9 protein-coding genes are annotated in these 17,358 nt (G+C 73.8%); 8 read left to right on the top strand and 1 reads right to left on the bottom strand.

Translation table 11 applies throughout. From position 1 onward, the window contains the following. The first annotated feature begins 97 nt into the window (after window positions 1-97). The 7 genes from fdh to ACR9ZK_RS00550 are packed head-to-tail and all read left to right on the top strand — an operon-like array spanning window position 98 to window position 14,376. A complete protein-coding gene (gene fdh, locus ACR9ZK_RS00580; RefSeq protein WP_481338920.1) occupies window positions 98-3,445 on the top strand; it encodes a formate dehydrogenase in 3,348 nt (1,115 codons plus the stop codon). Window positions 3,446-3,448: 3 nt separating this feature from the next. Next, entirely contained in the window at window positions 3,449-4,546 is a 1,098-nt protein-coding gene (locus ACR9ZK_RS00575) for a 4Fe-4S dicluster domain-containing protein (RefSeq protein ID WP_481338918.1), read from the top strand. Further along, window positions 4,543-5,667: an NrfD/PsrC family molybdoenzyme membrane anchor subunit gene (gene nrfD / locus ACR9ZK_RS00570; RefSeq protein ID WP_481338916.1), complete on the top strand. Its 1,125-nt coding sequence runs from the start codon at window positions 4,543-4,545 to the stop codon at window positions 5,665-5,667. Before ACR9ZK_RS00575 ends, nrfD begins: the two co-directional genes overlap by 4 nt. Before the next feature lie 53 nt (window positions 5,668-5,720). After that, window positions 5,721-7,091: an L-lactate MFS transporter gene (locus ACR9ZK_RS00565; protein WP_481338914.1), complete on the top strand. Its 1,371-nt coding sequence runs from the start codon at window positions 5,721-5,723 to the stop codon at window positions 7,089-7,091. Between the two features lie 30 nt (window positions 7,092-7,121). Further along, window positions 7,122-8,933, top strand: a complete 1,812-nt coding sequence (gene selB / locus ACR9ZK_RS00560) for a selenocysteine-specific translation elongation factor (RefSeq protein ID WP_481338912.1) — start codon at window positions 7,122-7,124, stop codon at window positions 8,931-8,933. Window positions 8,934-8,955: 22 nt separating this feature from the next. After that, window positions 8,956-9,396 (top strand): nuclear transport factor 2 family protein, encoded by a 441-nt coding sequence (locus ACR9ZK_RS00555; protein ID WP_481338910.1) that lies wholly within the window; start codon window positions 8,956-8,958, stop codon window positions 9,394-9,396. A 57-nt stretch (window positions 9,397-9,453) separates the two neighbouring features. Continuing rightward, window positions 9,454-14,376, top strand: coding sequence for an ATP-dependent helicase (locus ACR9ZK_RS00550; protein ID WP_481338908.1), 4,923 nt, complete (start codon window positions 9,454-9,456; stop codon window positions 14,374-14,376). A gap of 385 nt (window positions 14,377-14,761) precedes the next feature. Here ACR9ZK_RS00550 and ACR9ZK_RS00545 read toward each other — a convergent pair whose 3' ends face one another. Next, window positions 14,762-16,039, bottom strand: coding sequence for a nucleotide sugar dehydrogenase (locus tag ACR9ZK_RS00545; RefSeq protein WP_481338906.1), 1,278 nt, complete (start codon window positions 16,037-16,039; stop codon window positions 14,762-14,764). Window positions 16,040-16,146: 107 nt separating this feature from the next. Between ACR9ZK_RS00545 and wecB the strand changes: the two genes are divergently transcribed. Then, window positions 16,147-17,337, top strand: a complete 1,191-nt coding sequence (gene wecB / locus ACR9ZK_RS00540; protein WP_481338904.1) for a non-hydrolyzing UDP-N-acetylglucosamine 2-epimerase — start codon at window positions 16,147-16,149, stop codon at window positions 17,335-17,337. Window positions 17,338-17,358: the final 21 nt, after the last annotated feature.

Raw genomic sequence — 17,358 nt, 5'->3', positions numbered from 1 at the left:
GCCTAGGGTGGTTACGGGTCCCGCCCCGGTGGGAACGGAGAGCACGAGACGACGTGAGGCTCGACCGGAGTCCCCTGCGCCGAGGAAGGTGACGCTCATGGAGGCGAAGAAGACGTTCCTGTCGTGGCCGGTGGTCCGGCAGGTCCGCTCGGGAGACTTCCTCGGACGCGGCCCGGCCGTGACGTCCGAGCGCACCCGGTCGCTGGCGCCGCGCACGGCGACGGCCGACCGCGTCGTGCAGAGCGTCTGCCCGTACTGCGCCGTCGGCTGCGGCCAGAAGGTGTACGTCAAGGACGAGAAGGTCGTGCAGATCGAGGGCGACCCCGACTCGCCGGTGTCGCGCGGCCGACTGTGCCCCAAGGGCTCCGCGAGCGAGCAGCTCGTCAACAACCCGGGTCGCCAGCGGCACGTGCTCTACCGGCGGCCCGGCGGCACCGACTGGGAGCGGATGCCGCGGGCCACCGCCGTGGAGATGATCGCCCAGCGCTTCGTCGAGAGCCGGCGTGCCGGCTGGCAGGACGCCGACGAGCACGGCCGTCCGCTCCGGCGCACCATGGGCATCGCCTCGCTCGGCGGCGCGACGCTCGACAACGAGGAGAACTACCTCATCAAGAAGCTGTTCACCGCGGCGGGCGCCATCCAGATCGAGAACCAGGCCCGTATTTGACACTCCTCCACGGTCCCCAGTCTGGGGTCCTCGTTCGGACGCGGCGGCGCGACGCAGTACGTGCAGGACCTGTCCAACTCGGACTGCATCGTCATCCAGGGCTCGAACATGGCCGAGTGCCACCCGGTCGCCTACCAGTGGGTGACCGAGGCCCGTCTCAAGGGCGCGAAGGTCATCCACGTCGACCCGCGGTTCACCCGCACGTCGGCGACGGCCGACAAGCACATCCCGATCCGGGCCGGCAGCGACGTCGTGCTGCTCGGCGCGCTCATCAACCACATCCTGACGCGCGAGCTGTACTTCAAGGAGTACGTCGTCGCGTACACGAACGCCGCGACGCTCGTCAGCGAGACGTTCCGGGACACCGAGGACCTCGACGGCCTCTTCTCCGGCTACGACGAGGAGAAGGGCTCGTACGAGCCGAGCACGTGGGCCTACGCGGCGGGCTCGGACGACGAGGACGGGTCGCCGGGCACCATCGGCGGCCCGGCCGCCGCTCACGAGAGCGGCGGCGGCGGGCACGAGCACGGCCACAGCAAGTCCGAGCGCGCGGCCGGTGACGAGCACGGCTCCGGCGGACCGGCGCTCGAGCACGCGAGCGTGCTGCGCGACGAGTCGCTGCAGGACCCGCGGTGCGTCTTCCAGATCCTCAAGAAGCACTACGCCCGCTACACCCCGGAGATGGTCGCCGACACGTGCGGCGTCAGCGTCGACGACTTCGCCTACCTGGCCAAGGCCGTCACCGAGAACAGCGGCCGCGACCGCACCACGGCGTTCGTCTACGCCGTCGGCTGGACCCAGCACACGCTCGGCGCCCAGTTCATCCGCACCGCGGCCATCATCCAGCTGCTGCTCGGCAACATGGGCCGTCCGGGCGGCGGCATCATGGCGCTGCGCGGCCACGCCAGCATCCAGGGATCGACCGACATCCCGACGCTCTACAACATCCTCCCCGGCTACCTCGCGATGCCGGTCGTCGGCCTCCACGACACGTGGGAGGACTACGTGGGCGCCATCGGCAGCAAGTCCCAGAAGGGCTTCTGGGCCAACGCCGACACCTACGCCGTCAGCCTGCTCAAGGCGTGGTGGGGCAAGGCCGCGACCGCCGAGAACGACTGGTGCTTCGACTACCTGCCCCGGCTCTCGGGCGCGCACGGCACGTACCAGACGACGATGGCGATGCTCGAGGACCAGGTCGAGGGCTACTTCCTCCTCGGCCAGAACCCGGCCGTCGGCTCGGCCCACGGCCGCATGCAGCGCCAGGCGATGTCGCACCTCAAGTGGCTCGTCGTGCGCGACTTCGCGATGATCGAGTCGGCCACGTTCTGGAAGGACGGCCCGGAGATCGCGACGGGCGAGATGCGTCCTGAGGACATCCGGACCGAGGTGTTCTTCCTGCCCGCGGCGGCCCACACCGAGAAGTCCGGCTCGTTCACGCAGACCCAGCGGATGCTCCAGTGGCACCACAAGGCGGTGGCGCCGCCCGGTGAGGCGCAGAGCGAGCTGGAGTTCTTCTACGAGCTCGGCCGGCGCATCCGCGAGATCCTCGCCGACTCGACCGACCCGCGCGACCGGCCGCTGCTCGACCTGACGTGGGACTACCCGCTCGACGCCGACGGCGAGATCGACGCCGAGGCCGTGCTCGCCGAGGTCAACGGCCGCCACCTCACGGGCGACAAGGCCGGACAGCCGCTGTCGTCGTACACCGAGATGAAGGCCGACGGCTCGACCGACGGCGGCTGCTGGATCTACACCGGCGTCTACGCAGACGGCAAGAACCAGGCCGCCAACCGCCGACCCGGTCGCGAGCAGGACCTCACCGCCCTCGACTGGGGCTGGGCCTGGCCGGCCAACCGCCGCATCCTCTACAACCGCGCCTCGGCCGACCCCGAGGGCAACCCGTGGAGCGAGCGCAAGAAGTACGTGTGGTGGGACGCCGACGCCGGGAAGTGGACCGGGCACGACGTGCCGGACTTCCCGCCGACCAAGGCGCCGACGTTCCGCCCCGAGCCGGGCACCGGCGGCCCCGACGGCCTCGCCGGCGACGACCCGTTCATCATGCAGGCCGACGGCAAGGGCTGGCTCTTCACGCCCAAGGGCATGCTCGACGGTCCGCTGCCCACGCACTACGAGCCGCAGGAGTCGCCGGTCCGCAACCCGCTCTACACGCAGCAGTCCAACCCGGCCCGCCGGGTCTTCCCCCGCAAGGACAACCTGTGGAGCCCGTCCGCGGGCGAGCCGGGGTCCGACGTGTACCCGTACGTCTTCACGACCTACCGGCTCACCGAGCACCACACCGCGGGCGGCATGAGCCGGTGGCTGCCGTACCTGTCCGAGCTGCAGCCGGAGTTCTTCTGCGAGGTCTCGCCCGAGCTCGCGAGGGAGCGCGGGCTCGAGCCCGGCGGCTGGGCCACGATCGTGTCGGCCCGCACCGCGATCGAGGCGCGGGTCCTGGTCACCGAGCGCATGACGCCGCTCGTCATCCGCGGCCGCACCGTCCACCAGGTCGGGCTGCCGTACCACTGGGGCGTCGGCAGCGACGCCGTCGTCAGCGGTGACGCCGCCAACGACCTGCTCGGTGTCGCCCTCGACCCGAACGTGCAGATCCAGGAGAGCAAGGCCGGCTCGTGCGACATCGTGCCGGGGCGGCGTCCGACCGGGGAGGCGCTGCTGCGCCTCGTCGCCGAGTACCAGTCGCGCGCCGGCTCGACCGTCATGACGGGCAACGAGCTGCGCACCGGGCACCCGGGGTCCGTCCCCGAGCCGAAGGAGGGCTGAGGCATGGGTTTCTGGCGCAACCAGCTGTCGGGGCCGACCGACCCCGCGAGCGACGCCGCGTGGGACCGCCCGGAGCCGCGCAAGGGGTTCTTCACCGACACCTCGATCTGCATCGGCTGCAAGGCCTGCGAGGTCGCGTGCAAGGAGTGGAACGCCATCCCCGAGGACGGCCTCGACCTGCTCAACCAGTCCTACGACAACACCGGCGCGCTCGGGGCCAGCACCTGGCGCCACGTCGCGTTCGTCGAGCAGACGAGCGAGCGCATCGAGCAGGCCCGCGAGTCGGGGCGACGCCTCGTCCAGCTCGGGATGCCGACCCTGCGCACCGGGGACGAGCCGGCCCCGACCGGTGGCGGGGGCACCGCCACCGCGACGCTGGAGGCGCCCGGCGACGTGCGGTCCGGCGCCGCCGCCGGGCCGGGGCCCACCGACACCGCCGTGCCGGACGTCCGGTGGCTCATGGCGTCGGACGTGTGCAAGCACTGCACCCACGCGGCGTGCCTCGACGTGTGCCCGACGGGGTCGCTGTTCCGCACCGAGTTCGGCACCGTCGTCGTGCAGGACGACGTGTGCAACGGGTGCGGGTACTGCGTGGCCGCCTGCCCGTTCGGGGTCATCGAACGGCGCCGGGGCGACGAGGGCCACGAGGGCGGACGCCGCTCGCACGGCATCAGCATCGGCTCGGCAGGTGCCGACCCGGCCCACAACGGCGAGGTCAAGAACGTCGGCATCGCCCAGAAGTGCACGCTGTGCTACGACCGCCTCGGGGCGGGGCAGACACCCGCGTGCGCCCAGGCCTGCCCGACGACCTCGATCAAGTTCGGCGACCTCGACGACATGCGCGCCACCGCACGGGCCCGCGTCGCCGAGCTGCACGGCCTCGGCTACACCGAGGCGCGGCTCTACGGCACCGACGGGAACGACGGGGTCGGCGGCACCGGGTCGGTGTTCCTCCTGCTCGACGAGCCCGAGGTCTACGGGCTGCCGCCGGACCCGCGGGTCACCACGGCCGACCTGCCCGACATGTTCCGCAAGGCCGGGTACGCGGGGCTGGCGATGCTCGGCATGGCCGCGGCCGCGTTCGTCGGGAGGAAGCGATGACGACCAACCCCTTCGACGCCGACCGCCCGCCCGAGCGCGAGCGCCGGCGTGACCCGGCGACCCACGGCAACGCCCGTGACGCCGCCGGGCACGACGGTGGTCGCCGGCGCCGCGACGAGTCGCTCATGGTCCCGGACGTCCGGTTCGACAGCTACTACGGCCGGCACGTCGTCAAGCCCGCGCCGTGGGAGAAGGAGGTCGCCGCGTACCTGTTCCTCGGCGGCGTCGCCGGCGGGTCGGCGCTGCTCGGGGCCGGCGGCAAGGTGCTCGGCTACCCGGCGCTGCGCCGGGCGGGCCGCATCGGTGCGGTCGCAGCCGCGGCCCTCGGCGGTGCGGCGCTCGCCAAGGACCTCGGCAAGCCGAGCCGCGGCCTCAACATGCTGCGCACCGTCAAGCTCACCTCGCCGATGTCGGTCGGCTCGTGGATCCTTACCGCCTTCGGGGGCTTCTCCGGCCTGGCCCTCGCCACCGAGCTGGGTCAGGCGCTGCTCGAGCGTCCTTCCGGCACAGGGCGGTCCGGCACCGCGGTCGCCCGCGTCTCCCGGGTGCTCGCGGTCGCCGACGGGCCGGCCACCGCCGGCTCCGCGCTCTTCGCGCCGCCGCTCGCGGCCTACACCGCGGTGCTCCTCGCCGACACCGCCACCCCGACCTGGCACGAGTCCTACCGCGAGCTGCCGTTCGTCTTCGTCAGCTCGGCGAACGCCGCCGCGTCGGGCCTGGCCCTGCTCACCGTGCCGGCCCGGCAGAACGGTCCCGCCCGGCGGCTGGCCGCCCTCAGCGCCCTCGTCGAGACGCTCGCCTTCGAGCGGATGCAGCACGAGCTCGGGCCGATGCTCGCCGAGCCGCTGCACACCGGCAGGGCCGCCCGTCTGCTCCGGGCCAGCACGGTGCTGACCGTCGCCGGCGCCGTCGGTGCCGTCACCGTCGGCCGGACCCGCGTCGGTGCCGCCCTGAGCGGTTTGGCCCTGATGGCCGGATCGGCGTGCACTCGGTTCGGCGTCTTCGAGGCGGGTATGGCCTCCGCGATCGACCCGAAGTACACGGTCGAGCACCAACGCGAGCGTCTCGAACGCCGCCGCGCCGCCGGCGTCGTCGACGACGCGATCACCACGGCGCGCTAGACGCGCACCGACGACGCAGGGAGGCGCCGCCGGAGGACCGGAAGGGGGATGCCGTGAGCAGGACCGACAGCGATCCGGTGACGAGGACCCGAGGCGCCAACCGCTGGGTCATCCTCGTCTGTGCCGTCCTCGTGCAGCTGGCCATCGGCTCCGTCTACGCGTGGAGCGTCTTCGCCAAGGCGATGCAGAGCGACGCCGCGTTCGGATGGTCGAAGTCGAAGGCCGCCGTGCCGTTCAGCGTCGTCATCGGGATGATCTTCATCGGCAGCTACGTCGGCGGCCGGCTCCAGGACGCCCGCGGGCCGCGCGTCGTCGCGATGACCGGAGGGGTCATCTACGCCGTCGGCGTCATCCTCGCCTCCTTCGCCCAGTCGCCGGACGCCTTCTGGCTGGTCGTCCTCGGGTACGGCGTCATCGGCGGGTTCGGCCTCGGGATGGTCTACATCGTGCCGATCGCCATGCTGCAGAAGTGGTTCCCGGACAAACCGGGCCTCATCACCGGCCTCGCGGTCGCGGGGTTCGGGTTCGGGGCGGTCGTCACCGCCCCCGTCGGGCAGGCCCTGATCGACCACACGCCGAGCGTCCCCACGAAGGCCTTCCTCTGGCTCGGCATCGGGTACCTCGTCATCCTCCTCGTGTGCACGTCGGTGTTCCGCAACCCGGCAGCCGTGCCCGACATCGCGTCGGAGTCCGCCACCACGGCCCGGGCGCGCGACACGGGCACGGGCACGGGCACGGCGTCCCGCGACTTCACGCCGAGCGAGGCGATGCACACCCCGCAGTGGTACCTGCTCACCGGCATCCTCACGATGAGCGTGACGGCCGGCATCTCGCTCATCGCCGTGGCCGCCGGCACGGCCAGCGACGTCGCGGGCTACTCGACCGCGGCGGCTGCCGCGCTCGTCGGCGTGCTGGGGCTCTTCAACGGCGGAGGCCGCATCTTCTGGGGCTGGCTGTCCGACCTCGTCGGCAAGATGCCGGCGTTCCTCGGCATCCTCGGGATCCAGGCCGTGTGCCTGCTGCTCATCCCGCACGCGTCGAACAAGGCGCTGTTCGCCGTCCTCGCCGCGCTCGTGTATCTCTGCTACGGCGGCGCGTTCGGCACCATGCCCTCGACGGCGGGGCGGTTCTTCGGGGTGCGCAACGTCGGGGCGATCTACGGCCTCATGCTCATCGGCTGGAGCATCGGCGGGGTCGTCGGACCGCTCCTCATCGCCTCGCTCATCGGCAGCGAGAAGGCCTACACGCTCGGGTTCAGCGTCATCGGCATCATCACCCTCGTCGCGCTGGTCCTGCCGCTCGTGACCCGGCCGCCCCGCCACGACCGCCGGCCGGCAGCTGCCGACGGTACCGGCACCACCGGCACGACCGGCGCCACCGGCGCCACGGCGGCGTCCGGGCGGGACAGGCTGCGTCGCCACTGACGCGGACCGTCCGCTGGGTACGGTGAGGGCGTGCACGTCGTCGCCACCGCCGGCCACGTCGACCACGGCAAGTCGACGCTGGTGCGCGCCCTCACCGGCATCGAGCCGGACCGCTGGGCCGAGGAACGGCGCCGCGGCCTGACGATCGACCTCGGCTATGCGTGGACGACCCTGCCGTCCGGGGCGTCCGTCGCCTTCGTCGACGTCCCCGGTCACGAGCACTTCGTCGGCAACATGCTGGCCGGTCTGGGCCCGGCCCCGGCCGTCGTCCTCGTCGTCGCCGCGGACGAGGGGTGGCGGCGGCAGTCGGCCGAGCACCTCGCCGCCGTCGACGCGCTCGGGCTGCGGCACGGGCTCGTCGTCGTCACGCGCGCCGACCTCGCCGACCCGGGGCCGGCTCGTGCCGACGCCCTCGAGCGGGTGCGGGCGACCTCGCTCGCCGGCTGCGAGGCGGTCGCCGTGTCGGCCCGGACCGGCGAGGGGCTCGACGACGTGCGGGCCGCCCTCGACCGGCTCGTCGCGTCGCTGCCCGCACCGGACACCGGGGCCCGTCTGCGCCTCTGGGTCGACCGGTCCTTCACGGTGCGGGGCGCCGGGACGGTGGTCACCGGCACGCTCGGCGCCGGGACGGTCCGCGTCGGCGACGAGCTGCTCGTGCAGCGCGCCGACGGAGCCCACACCCGCGTCACCGTGCGCGGGCTGCAGAGCCAGGAGCAGCCCGCCGACGCCGTCGGCCCGGTGAGCCGGGCCGCCGTCAACCTCCGTGGGGTCGGGGCCGACCAGGTGGGCCGCGGGGACGCCCTCGTGACGCCGCACGCGTGGCGGACGACGGACTCGGTCGACGTGCGCCTCGAGCGTGGCGACGCCGTCCGCTCCGGACCCGGACGCATCCCCGCGAACCTCATGCTCCACGTCGGCTCGCTCGCCGTGCAGGTGCGCACGCGACCGCTCGGCGGCGACGCCGTCCGCCTCACCCTCCCGGCGCCGCTCGCCCTCACGGCGGGGGACCGGCTCGTCCTGCGCGACCCCGGGTCGCGGCACGTCGTCGGGGCGCTCGTCGTCGACGCCGACCCGCCGCCGCTGCGCCGCCGCGGTGCCGCGGTCCGGCGCGCCGAGGCCGTCGCCGGCATGAGCGGCACCCCGGACCTCGCCGCCGAGGTCGCGCGGCGCGAGGCGATGGCCACCTCCGACGCGGCAGCCCTCGGGCTCCCGGTGCCCGAGGATGGGTCGGACGCCGACGGCGTGGCGCGCCGGGGGCGGTGGCTCGTCGCCGACGCGGCGTGGCAGCAGTGGGGGCGGCGGTTGCACGCCGCTGCGGTCGCCCGGGCCGACGCCGACCCGCTCGACCCGACGCTCACCCTCGAGGCCGCGCGCGCGGCGTCCGGCGCCCCGGACCGCACCCTCGTCCCCGAGCTCGCGGGCTCCGTCGGGCTCGACGTCCACGACGGCCGGGTCGGCCTGCCGGGCCGCACCGCCGAGCTGGGGGACCGGGCCGAGGAGGGCCTGCGCCGCATCGAGGCGCGGCTCGCCCACGAGCCGTTCGCGGCCCCCGAGCAGAAGGAGCTCGACGCGGCCGGCCTCGGGGGCCGCGAGGTGGCCGCGGCCGTGCGAGCCGGCCGGCTGCTGCGCCTGACCGGGGTGCCCGACGACGTCTACCTCCAGCCGATCGCGCCGGCCCGGGCCATGCGGGTCCTCGCCGGCCTGCCGCAGCCGTTCACGACGAGCGAGGCGCGGGTCGCGCTCGCCTCGACGCGCCGCACCGTCGTCCCGCTGCTCGAGCACCTCGACGCCCGGGGGTGGACCCGCCGCGTCGACGGCACGCACCGCGAGGTGCGACGCTGAGACCCTCGTGGAAGGAGCCGACATGGACCCCCGACCGCCGCTGCCGCCGTTCACGGAGGACACCGCCCGCCAGAAGGTGCAGGCCGCCGAGGACGCCTGGAACACGCGCGACCCCGACCGGGTCGCCGGCGCCTACAGCGAGGACACCGTGTGGCGCAACCGTGACGAGCACCTCGTCGGGCGCGCCGAGGTCACCGAGTTCCTGCGGCGCAAGTGGGCCCGGGAGCTGGACTACCGGCTGCGCAAGAACCTCTGGGCCTTCGAGGGCAACCGGATCGCCGTGCGGTTCCAGTACGAGTCCCGCGACCCCGAGGGCCGGTGGTGGCGCTCGTACGGCAACGAGCTGTGGGAGTTCGACGACCTGGGGTACATGCGTCGGCGGGAGGCGAGCATCAACGACGTCCGCATCGACGAGGTCGACCTGCGGGTCACCCCCGGCGAGGGCGAGCTGCCGCCCTTCTGAGCACCGGCGCGGTGACGCCCCGGGCACTGTCCCCGGCGCATGGCAGGGTGGTCGGTGATGGGTGACGTGCTCGACCGCTTCTCCCCAGCCACCGCGGAGTGGTTCCGGAGCAGCTTCAGTGCGCCCACCACCGCCCAGACCGGCGCCTGGGAGGCCATCTCGTCCGGACGTCACTGCGTCGTCGTCGCCCCGACCGGCTCGGGCAAGACGCTCTCGGCCTTCCTCTGGGCCATCGACCGGATGGCGAGCGAGCCGGTGCCCGAGGAGCGGCTCGAGCGGTGCCGCGTCCTCTATGTGTCGCCGATGAAGGCGCTGGCCGTCGACGTCGAACGCAACCTCCGCGCGCCGCTCGTCGGCATCGGGCACGCGGCCACCCGGCTGGGCCTTCCGGTCCCCGACATCGGGGTCAGCGTGCGCTCCGGCGACACCCCCGCGAACGAGCGGCGCGCCTTCGCGCGGACACCGAGCGACATCCTCATCACGACACCCGAGTCGCTGTTCCTCATGCTCACCTCGTCGGTCCGCGAGGCACTCAGGGGCATCGAGACCGTCATCGTCGACGAGGTCCACGCCGTCGCCGGAACCAAGCGCGGTGCCCACCTCGCGCTGAGCCTCGAGCGCCTCGACGCCGTCCTGCCCAGGCCGGCCCAGCGCGTCGGGCTGTCGGCCACGGTCCGGCCGGTCGAGGAGGTCGCGCGCTACCTCGCCGGTGGGCGTCCGGTCGACATCGTGCAGCCGGCCTCGACGAAGCAGTGGGACCTCGACGTCGTCGTGCCCGTGCCCGACATGGCCGAGCTGTCCGCAGCGACGGCCGAGATCTCCCCGGGCGTCCCCGACCTGTCCGGCCCCGCAGCGGGCAACGCCCCGCAGGCGAGCATCTGGCCGCACGTCGAGGAACGCATCGTCGACCTCATCGCCGACCACCGCTCGACGCTCGTCTTCGCCAACTCGCGTCGCCTCGCCGAGCGGCTGACCTCCCGGCTCAACGAGATCTGGGAGGAGCGGCTCGCCGAGGAGGAGAGCCTGCCGGGGCCCGGCGCGGCCCTGGGCGCGGTGGCCACGGGCGTCGCGGCCGCGAAGCACCCACCCGCGCAGATCATGGCGCAGTCCGGGGCCTCGCGCGGCGCGCCCGCGGTGCTGGCCCGCGCGCACCACGGGTCCGTGAGCAAGGAGCATCGCGCCGCCATCGAGGAGGACCTCAAGGCCGGTCGGCTGCCCGCCGTCGTCGCCACGAGCAGCCTCGAGCTCGGCATCGACATGGGCGCCGTGGACCTCGTCGTGCAGGTCGAGTCGCCGCCGTCGGTCGCGAGCGGTCTGCAACGCGTCGGGCGTGCCGGCCACCAGGTGGGTGCCGTGAGCCAGGGCGTGCTCTTCCCGAAGTTCCGGGGAGACCTCGTGCAGACCGCCGTCGTCGTCGAACGGATGCGCTCGGGCGACATCGAGTCGCTGCGCGTACCGGCCAACCCCGTCGACGTCCTCGCCCAGCACGTCGTCGCGATGTGCGCCATGGACGACTGGACCGTCGGCGACCTCGAGGGTCTCGTGCGACGCACCGCGAGCTTCGCCGCGCTGCCGCGGACGGTCCTCGAGGCGACCCTCGACATGCTCGCCGGCCGGTACCCGTCCGACGAGTTCGCCGAGCTGCGGCCGCGCATCGTGTGGGACCGCGTCACCGACACCCTCACCGGGCGCCGCGGCGCACAGCGCCTCGCCGTCACGAGCGGCGGCACCATCCCGGACCGCGGCCTGTACGCCGTGTTCCTCGCCTCCGGTGAGGGGCCGGGCCGCCGGGTCGGCGAGCTCGACGAGGAGATGGTCTACGAGTCCCGCGTCGGTGACGTCTTCACCCTCGGCACGTCGACGTGGCGCATCGAGGACATCACCCACGACCGCGTCCTCGTCACCCCCGCTCCGGGCCAGGCCGGTCGCCTCCCGTTCTGGAAGGGCGACCAGCAGGGCCGGCCCGCCGAGCTCGGCCGGGCCGTGGGGTCGTTCATCCGCGAGATCGTCGGCCTGTCGCCCGAGCGTGCCCGGGCCCGGGTCCGGGAGGCCGGCCTCGACGAGTGGGCCGCCGACAACCTCCTCGGCTACCTCGGCGAGCAGAAGGAGGCCACGCGCCACGTCCCCGACGACCGCACCATCGTCGTCGAGCGGTTCCGCGACGAGATCGGCGACTGGCGCGTCGCGGTGCTCTCGCCCTTCGGCGGTCAGGTGCACGCGCCGTGGGCGCTGTGCGTCGCGGCGCGGATGCGCGAACGTTTCGGCATCGACGTGCAGGCCATGCACGGTGACGACGGCATCGTCTTCCGGCTGCCCGACCTCGAGTTCGACGACGCCGGTGCGGGCGGCAGCGCGTCGGTCGGTCAGCAGCTCGTCGAGCTGGTCACCCTCGAGCCGGAGGAGGTGAGCGAGCTGGTCACGCAGGAGATCGGCGGGTCGGCCCTGTTCGCCTCCCGCTTCCGTGAGTGCGCGGCGCGCGCGCTGCTGCTGCCGCGTCGACGCCCCGACCGGCGCCAGCCGCTGTGGCAGCAGCGGCAGCGGGCGGCCCAGCTGCTCGAGGTCGCCAGCCAGTACCCGACGTTCCCCATCGTCCTCGAGGCCGTCCGTGAGTGCGTCCAGGACGTCTTCGACGTCCCCGGTCTCGTCGAGCTCATGGGCGAGATCCGCTCGCGCGCCGTCACCGTCGTCGACGTCGAGTCGCGGCAGCCGAGCCCGTTCGCCAAGTCGCTCGTCTTCGGGTACGTCGCGCAGTACCTCTACGAGGGTGACTCGCCCCTCGCCGAGCGTCGCGCGGCCGCGCTCGCGCTCGACCCCTCGCTGCTGTCCGAGCTGCTCGGCCAGGGCGAGGCGCTGGCGCTGCGCGACCTGCTCGACCCCGAGGCGGTCGCCCGCACCGAGGCCGAGCTCCAGCGGCTCACGCCCGAGCGCGCTGTCCGCGACGCCGAGGACGTCGCCGACCTCCTGCGCGTCCTCGGCCCCCTGTCGACGCGCGACGTCGTGACGCGGGCCGCCGAGGGGTTCGGCCCGGCGGCGGTCGAGTCGGCGCTCGCCGAGCTGGAGTCCTCCCGACGCGTCATCGCGGTCCGTGTCGCCGGCGAGGACCGCTGGGCCGCCGTCGAGGACGCCGCCCGGCTGCGCGACGCGCTCGGCACGGCCCTGCCCGTCGGTGTCCCGCACGCCTTCCTCGAGCCGGTCCCCGACCCCCTGGCCGATCTCGTGGCCCGGTTCGCCCGCACGCACGGGCCGTTCACCGTCCACACCGTGGCCTCGTGGTGGGGTCTGGGCCCGGCCGTCGTCCACGACGCGCTGCGTCGGCTCGTGTCGGCCGGGCGGGTCGTCGAGGGCGAGCTGCTGCCGACCGAGAACGGCGGTGGCCGCGGCCCCGAGTTCTGCGACGCCGAGGTGCTGCGCCTCCTGCGGCGCCGGTCGCTCGCGGCCCTGCGGCACGAGGTCGAGCCGGTCGACCAGGCCGACCTCGCGCGGTTCGTGCCGCAGTGGCAGGGCGTCGGCGGCGGCCAGCGCGGTCGCGAGGGCCTGCTGCGGGCGGTCGAGCAGCTGACGGGTGCGGTCGTGCCCGCGAGCGCGCTCGAGTCGCTCGTCCTGCCGGCGCGGGTGGCCGACTACCGGCCGTCGCTGCTCGACGAGGTCATGAGCTCGGGCGAGGTGGTGTGGCGTGGTCACGGCTCGCTGCCGGGTGACGACGGCTGGGTCAGCCTCCACCTCGCCGACAGCGCGCACCTGACCCTGGCCCCGCCCGACGACCCCGTCGGTGCAGACCTGACCGACGCCGAGCGCGCCGTCCTCGCGGCCCTCGACGGCGGGGGCGCGTACTTCTTCCGTCCGCTCGCCCAGCGGCTCGAGCTCGACGACACCGAGGTTGTGGAGGCCCTGTGGTCCCTCGTGTGGTCCGGGCGCGTCACCAACGACACCGTCGCGCCGTTGCGGGCCCTGCTCTCCGGTGGCCGAACCGCGCACCGACGCACGTCGTCGGCCCCGCGGTCGGCGCGGTACACGTCGCGTCGTGGCTCGCTCGGCCGGTTCGGCTCGCTGCGGGGGGCGCTCGCGGCCTCGACGCCGGCGCAGGTCGAGGCTGCCGAGACCGCGGCCGCCGGGCGCGCGCTGCAGGCCGGCCGGGCGCAGGGTTCCGGCCCACCGACCGGCGTCGGCCGCTGGACGCTGCTGCCCGTCGCCGAGACCGACCCCACGGTGCGCGCCGTCACGGCCGCGGAGCTGCTCCTCGACCGGTACGGCGTGCTGACCCGGGGCTCGGTCGTCAGCGAGGACGTGCCGGGTGGGTTCGCCGCCGTCTACCGGGTACTGGCCGCCGCCGAGGAGGCCGGCAAGGTGCGCCGCGGCTACTTCGTCGAGGGCCTCGGTGCGTCGCAGTTCGCCTCCACCGGCGCCGTCGACCGGCTGCGGTCGCTGTCGCGGTTGCCGGGTGGGGAGCCGGCTCGTGCCGGGTCGTCCGCCGGTCGCGTCGACCCGGGGGAGGGCGACGAGTGGGCCGTGCCGGTGACGCCGCCGCCCGCCGCGCCGGGTCGCGGGCGCCGCCCCGACGCGTCGGTCGTGCCGGCGCTCGTCCTCGCCGCGAGCGACCCCGCCAACCCCTACGGTGCCGCCATCGGCTGGCCCGAGCGCGGCGTCACGGACGCCACCGAGGAGGCCGCCGAAGGCCCCTCGCGACGCAAGGGCCACCAGCCGGGCCGGAAGGCGGGCGCTCTCGTCGTCCTCGTCGACGGTGCGCTCGTGCTCTACGTCGAGCGCGGCGGCAAGACGATGCTCTGCTGGTCCGAGGACCCCGCCCGGCTGCAGCCGGCCGCGGACGCCCTGGCGCTCGCGGTCCGCGAGGGGGCCCTCGGGCGGCTCACCGTCGAGAAGGCCGACGGCGCCTCGGTCCTCGGCTCGGGTCACCCGCTCGTCGAGGCGCTGTCGACCGCGGGGTTCCACATGACCCCCCGCGGCCTGCGCCTGCGTCGCTGACTCGCCCGGACCGACCGACGGCACGCCCACGCCCGCTACGTCACTGCTCACTCTCGCTGAGCAGTGACGTAGCGGGTGGAGGGGTGTGCTCCTGGGGGTGTGTCCTGCGTGGCTACGTCAGTGCTCACTGCTCGCTGAGCAGTGACGTAGCGGGAGGAAGGGTGTGCTCCTGCAGGGCGTGACTTGGAGTCGCTACGTCAGTGCTCACTCTCGCTGAGCAGTGACGTAGCGGGAGGAAGGGTGTGCTCCTGGAGGGCGTGACTTGGAGTCGCTACGTCAGTGCTCACTCTCGCTGAGCAGTGACGTAGCGAGTGGGGGCTCAGCGGTGCTGGTCGAGGGCTCGATGACCGAGCAGGTCTCCGGCCACAGGGCGTGGGCCGCGGTGTCACAGGCGTTCCACGTGCCGGCGGGGCGTCGCCGATCCCCGGGTGTCGAGGAAGCGCCGTGACCGGGCCGCCAGCCGGTCGACGTCGTAGCTGCGGTGGCGTTGCAGCAGGACGACGATGTCGGCCCCTGCCACCGCGTCCTCGAGCTCGGGGTCCGCGACGCGTGGCACGTCGGCGCCCACCTCGTCCCAGCGGGCGACGAACGGGTCGTGGAAGACGACCTCCGCCCCGAGCTCGAGGAGGCGCCGGGCCAGCGGCACGGCCGGTGACTCGCGCTGGTCGGCGATGTCCGCCTTGTAGGTCACGCCGAGGACGAGGACCCGCGAGCCGCGCAGGGCCTTCGCGTCGTGGTTGAGCGCGTCCTGCACGCGGCGCACGACGTAGGCGGGCATGCCGCCGTTGACCTCCTGGGCCAGCTCGACGAAGCGGAAGGGGTAGCCGAGCCGGGTGCGGACGTTGTGGGACAGGTAGTTCGGGTCGATGGGGATGCAGTGGCCCCCGACGCCGGGGCCGGGGTGGAACGCCTGGAAGCCGAACGGCTTGGTGCTCGCTGCGGCGATGACCTCCCACAGGTCGATGTCGAGGTCGTGGCAGAACCGGGCCATCTCGTTGACGAGCGCGATGTTGATGTGCCGGTAGGTGTTCTCGAGCAGCTTGGCGGTCTCGGCCTCGCGCGTGCCTCGGGTCCGCACGACGGTGTCGACGACCTTGCCGTAGAAGGTCGCGGCCGCGTCGGTGCAGGCAGCTGTGTGGCCGCCGACGACCTTGGGGGTGTTGACGATCCCGTACACGGGGTTGCCGGGGTCGACGCGCTCGGGCGAGAACGCGAGGCTGAAGTCGCGCCCGGCGACCAGGCCCCCGGACTCGAGGATCGGCCGCACCACCTCGTCGGTCGTGCCCGGGTAGGTCGTCGACTCCAGGACGACGAGGGTGCCCGGCCGCAGGTGGGCCGCCAGCGACCGGGTCGCCCCGACCACCGCCCCGAGGTCGGGACCGCCCTCGGACCCGAGCGGCGTCGGCACGCAGATCACGACGGTCGACGCGTCGGCCACGACCGAGGCGTCCGTCGTCGGCGTGAACCCGCCCTCGAGCATCGTGCGGACGTCGTCGTGGGACAGGTCGTCGACGTGCGACCGCCCGGCCGTCAGCGACGTCACGACGGACGCGTCGGTGTCGAGCCCTGCGACCCGCATCCCCGCCGCGGTCGCCGCCTGGGCGAGCGGCAGTCCGACGTACCCCAGGCCAACGACGACGACGTCGATTCGCGGCTGAATCATGGCTTCTCCCAATCGAACTCGCGACCTCCGAGTGAAGGTCGAGTGAACCCTTCGTGCAAGCGGCCCTCGGCGCCGATCGCGCCGGAAATCGTCGTCATGCTCGGGGAATGCACCGAGTCATGACCGTCTACGGAACCCGTCCGGAGGCCATCAAGATGGCGCCCCTCGTCGCTGCGCTCGAGGCCGATGAGCGCCTCGAGCCGGTCGTGGCGGTGACCGGCCAGCACCGCGAGATGCTCGACCAGGTCAACGTCCTCTTCGGCATCGAGCCGGCCTACGACCTCGACCTCATGACGCCCGGCGCGAGCCTGGCCGAGCTCACCTCGCGCACGGTCCTCGCGGCATCCGAGCTGCTCCGCGAGGCGCGACCGGACGTCGTCGTCGTGCAGGGCGACACGACCACCGTCCTCGCCGCGGGCCTGGCCGCGTTCTACGAGCGGATCCCCGTCGTGCACCTCGAGGCCGGGCTGCGCACCGGTGACGTGCACTCGCCGTTCCCCGAGGAGGTCAACCGCCGCCTCACCGCCCCGCTCGCCGGCCTGCACCTCGCGCCGACGTCCACCTCCAAGGCCAACCTCCTGCGCGAGGCGATCGACGAACGGCACATCACCGTCACCGGCAATACCGTCATCGACGCCCTGCGCTGGACCACCGCCCAACCGGTGCGCTTCGACGACGAGCGCGTCGCCCGCGCCGTCGAGGCCGCCGGAACCGGCCGGGACCTGCTCCTCGTCACCTCGCACCGTCGCGAGTCGTGGGGCCCCCGCATGGTCGAGTCGATGACGGCGATCCGGGACCTCGCCGCAGCGCGACCGGAGCTGCAGGTGCTCCTGCCGATGCACCGCAACCCGGTGGTGCGGGAGGTCATCGAGCCGCTCCTCGGCGGCCTCGACAACGTGCTGCTCACCGAGCCGCTCGACTACCACCGGTTCGCCCACGCCCTCGCCGCGGCGAGCGTCGTGCTCACAGACTCCGGCGGAGTCCAGGAGGAGGCCCCGAGCCTCGGCAAGCCCGTGCTCGTCATGCGCGACACGACCGAGCGCCCGGAGGCGGTCACGGCCGGCACCGTCCGGCTCGTCGGCACCGACGGCGCGCGGATCCGCGCCGCCGTCGAGGAGCTGCTCGACGACACAGACGCCTACGCCGCGATGGCCGAGGCCGTGAACCCCTACGGCGACGGGCGTGCCGCCGAACGGTCCGTGGCCGCCATCGCCGAGCTGCTCGGCGTGGGCCACCGCGTCCCCGACTTCGACCCCGCGGTCGACGTCGACGAGGCGGGCCTGCTCCGCGCCGGCTGAGCCCCCTTGTGGCAGAGGCGC

The sequence above is a fragment of the Monashia sp. HAY1-5C genome, from assembly GCF_056755255.1.
Note: the sequence above shows the minus strand (reverse complement) of the source record. Positions and strands in the feature narration are given on the sequence as shown.

Bases quoted from the DNA above. Each gene is read 5' to 3' on its own strand.
- ACR9ZK_RS00575 (WP_481338918.1), top strand. From the start codon at position 3,449: ATGGGTTTCTGGCGCAACCAGCTGTCGGGGCCGACCGACCCCGCGAGC.
- nrfD (WP_481338916.1), top strand. From the start codon at position 4,543: ATGACGACCAACCCCTTCGACGCCGACCGCCCGCCCGAGCGCGAGCGC.
- ACR9ZK_RS00555 (WP_481338910.1), top strand. From the start codon at position 8,956: ATGGACCCCCGACCGCCGCTGCCGCCGTTCACGGAGGACACCGCCCGC.
- ACR9ZK_RS00550 (WP_481338908.1), top strand. From the start codon at position 9,454: ATGGGTGACGTGCTCGACCGCTTCTCCCCAGCCACCGCGGAGTGGTTC.
- ACR9ZK_RS00545 (WP_481338906.1), bottom strand. From the start codon at position 16,039: ATGATTCAGCCGCGAATCGACGTCGTCGTCGTTGGCCTGGGGTACGTC.
- wecB (WP_481338904.1), top strand. From the start codon at position 16,147: ATGCACCGAGTCATGACCGTCTACGGAACCCGTCCGGAGGCCATCAAG.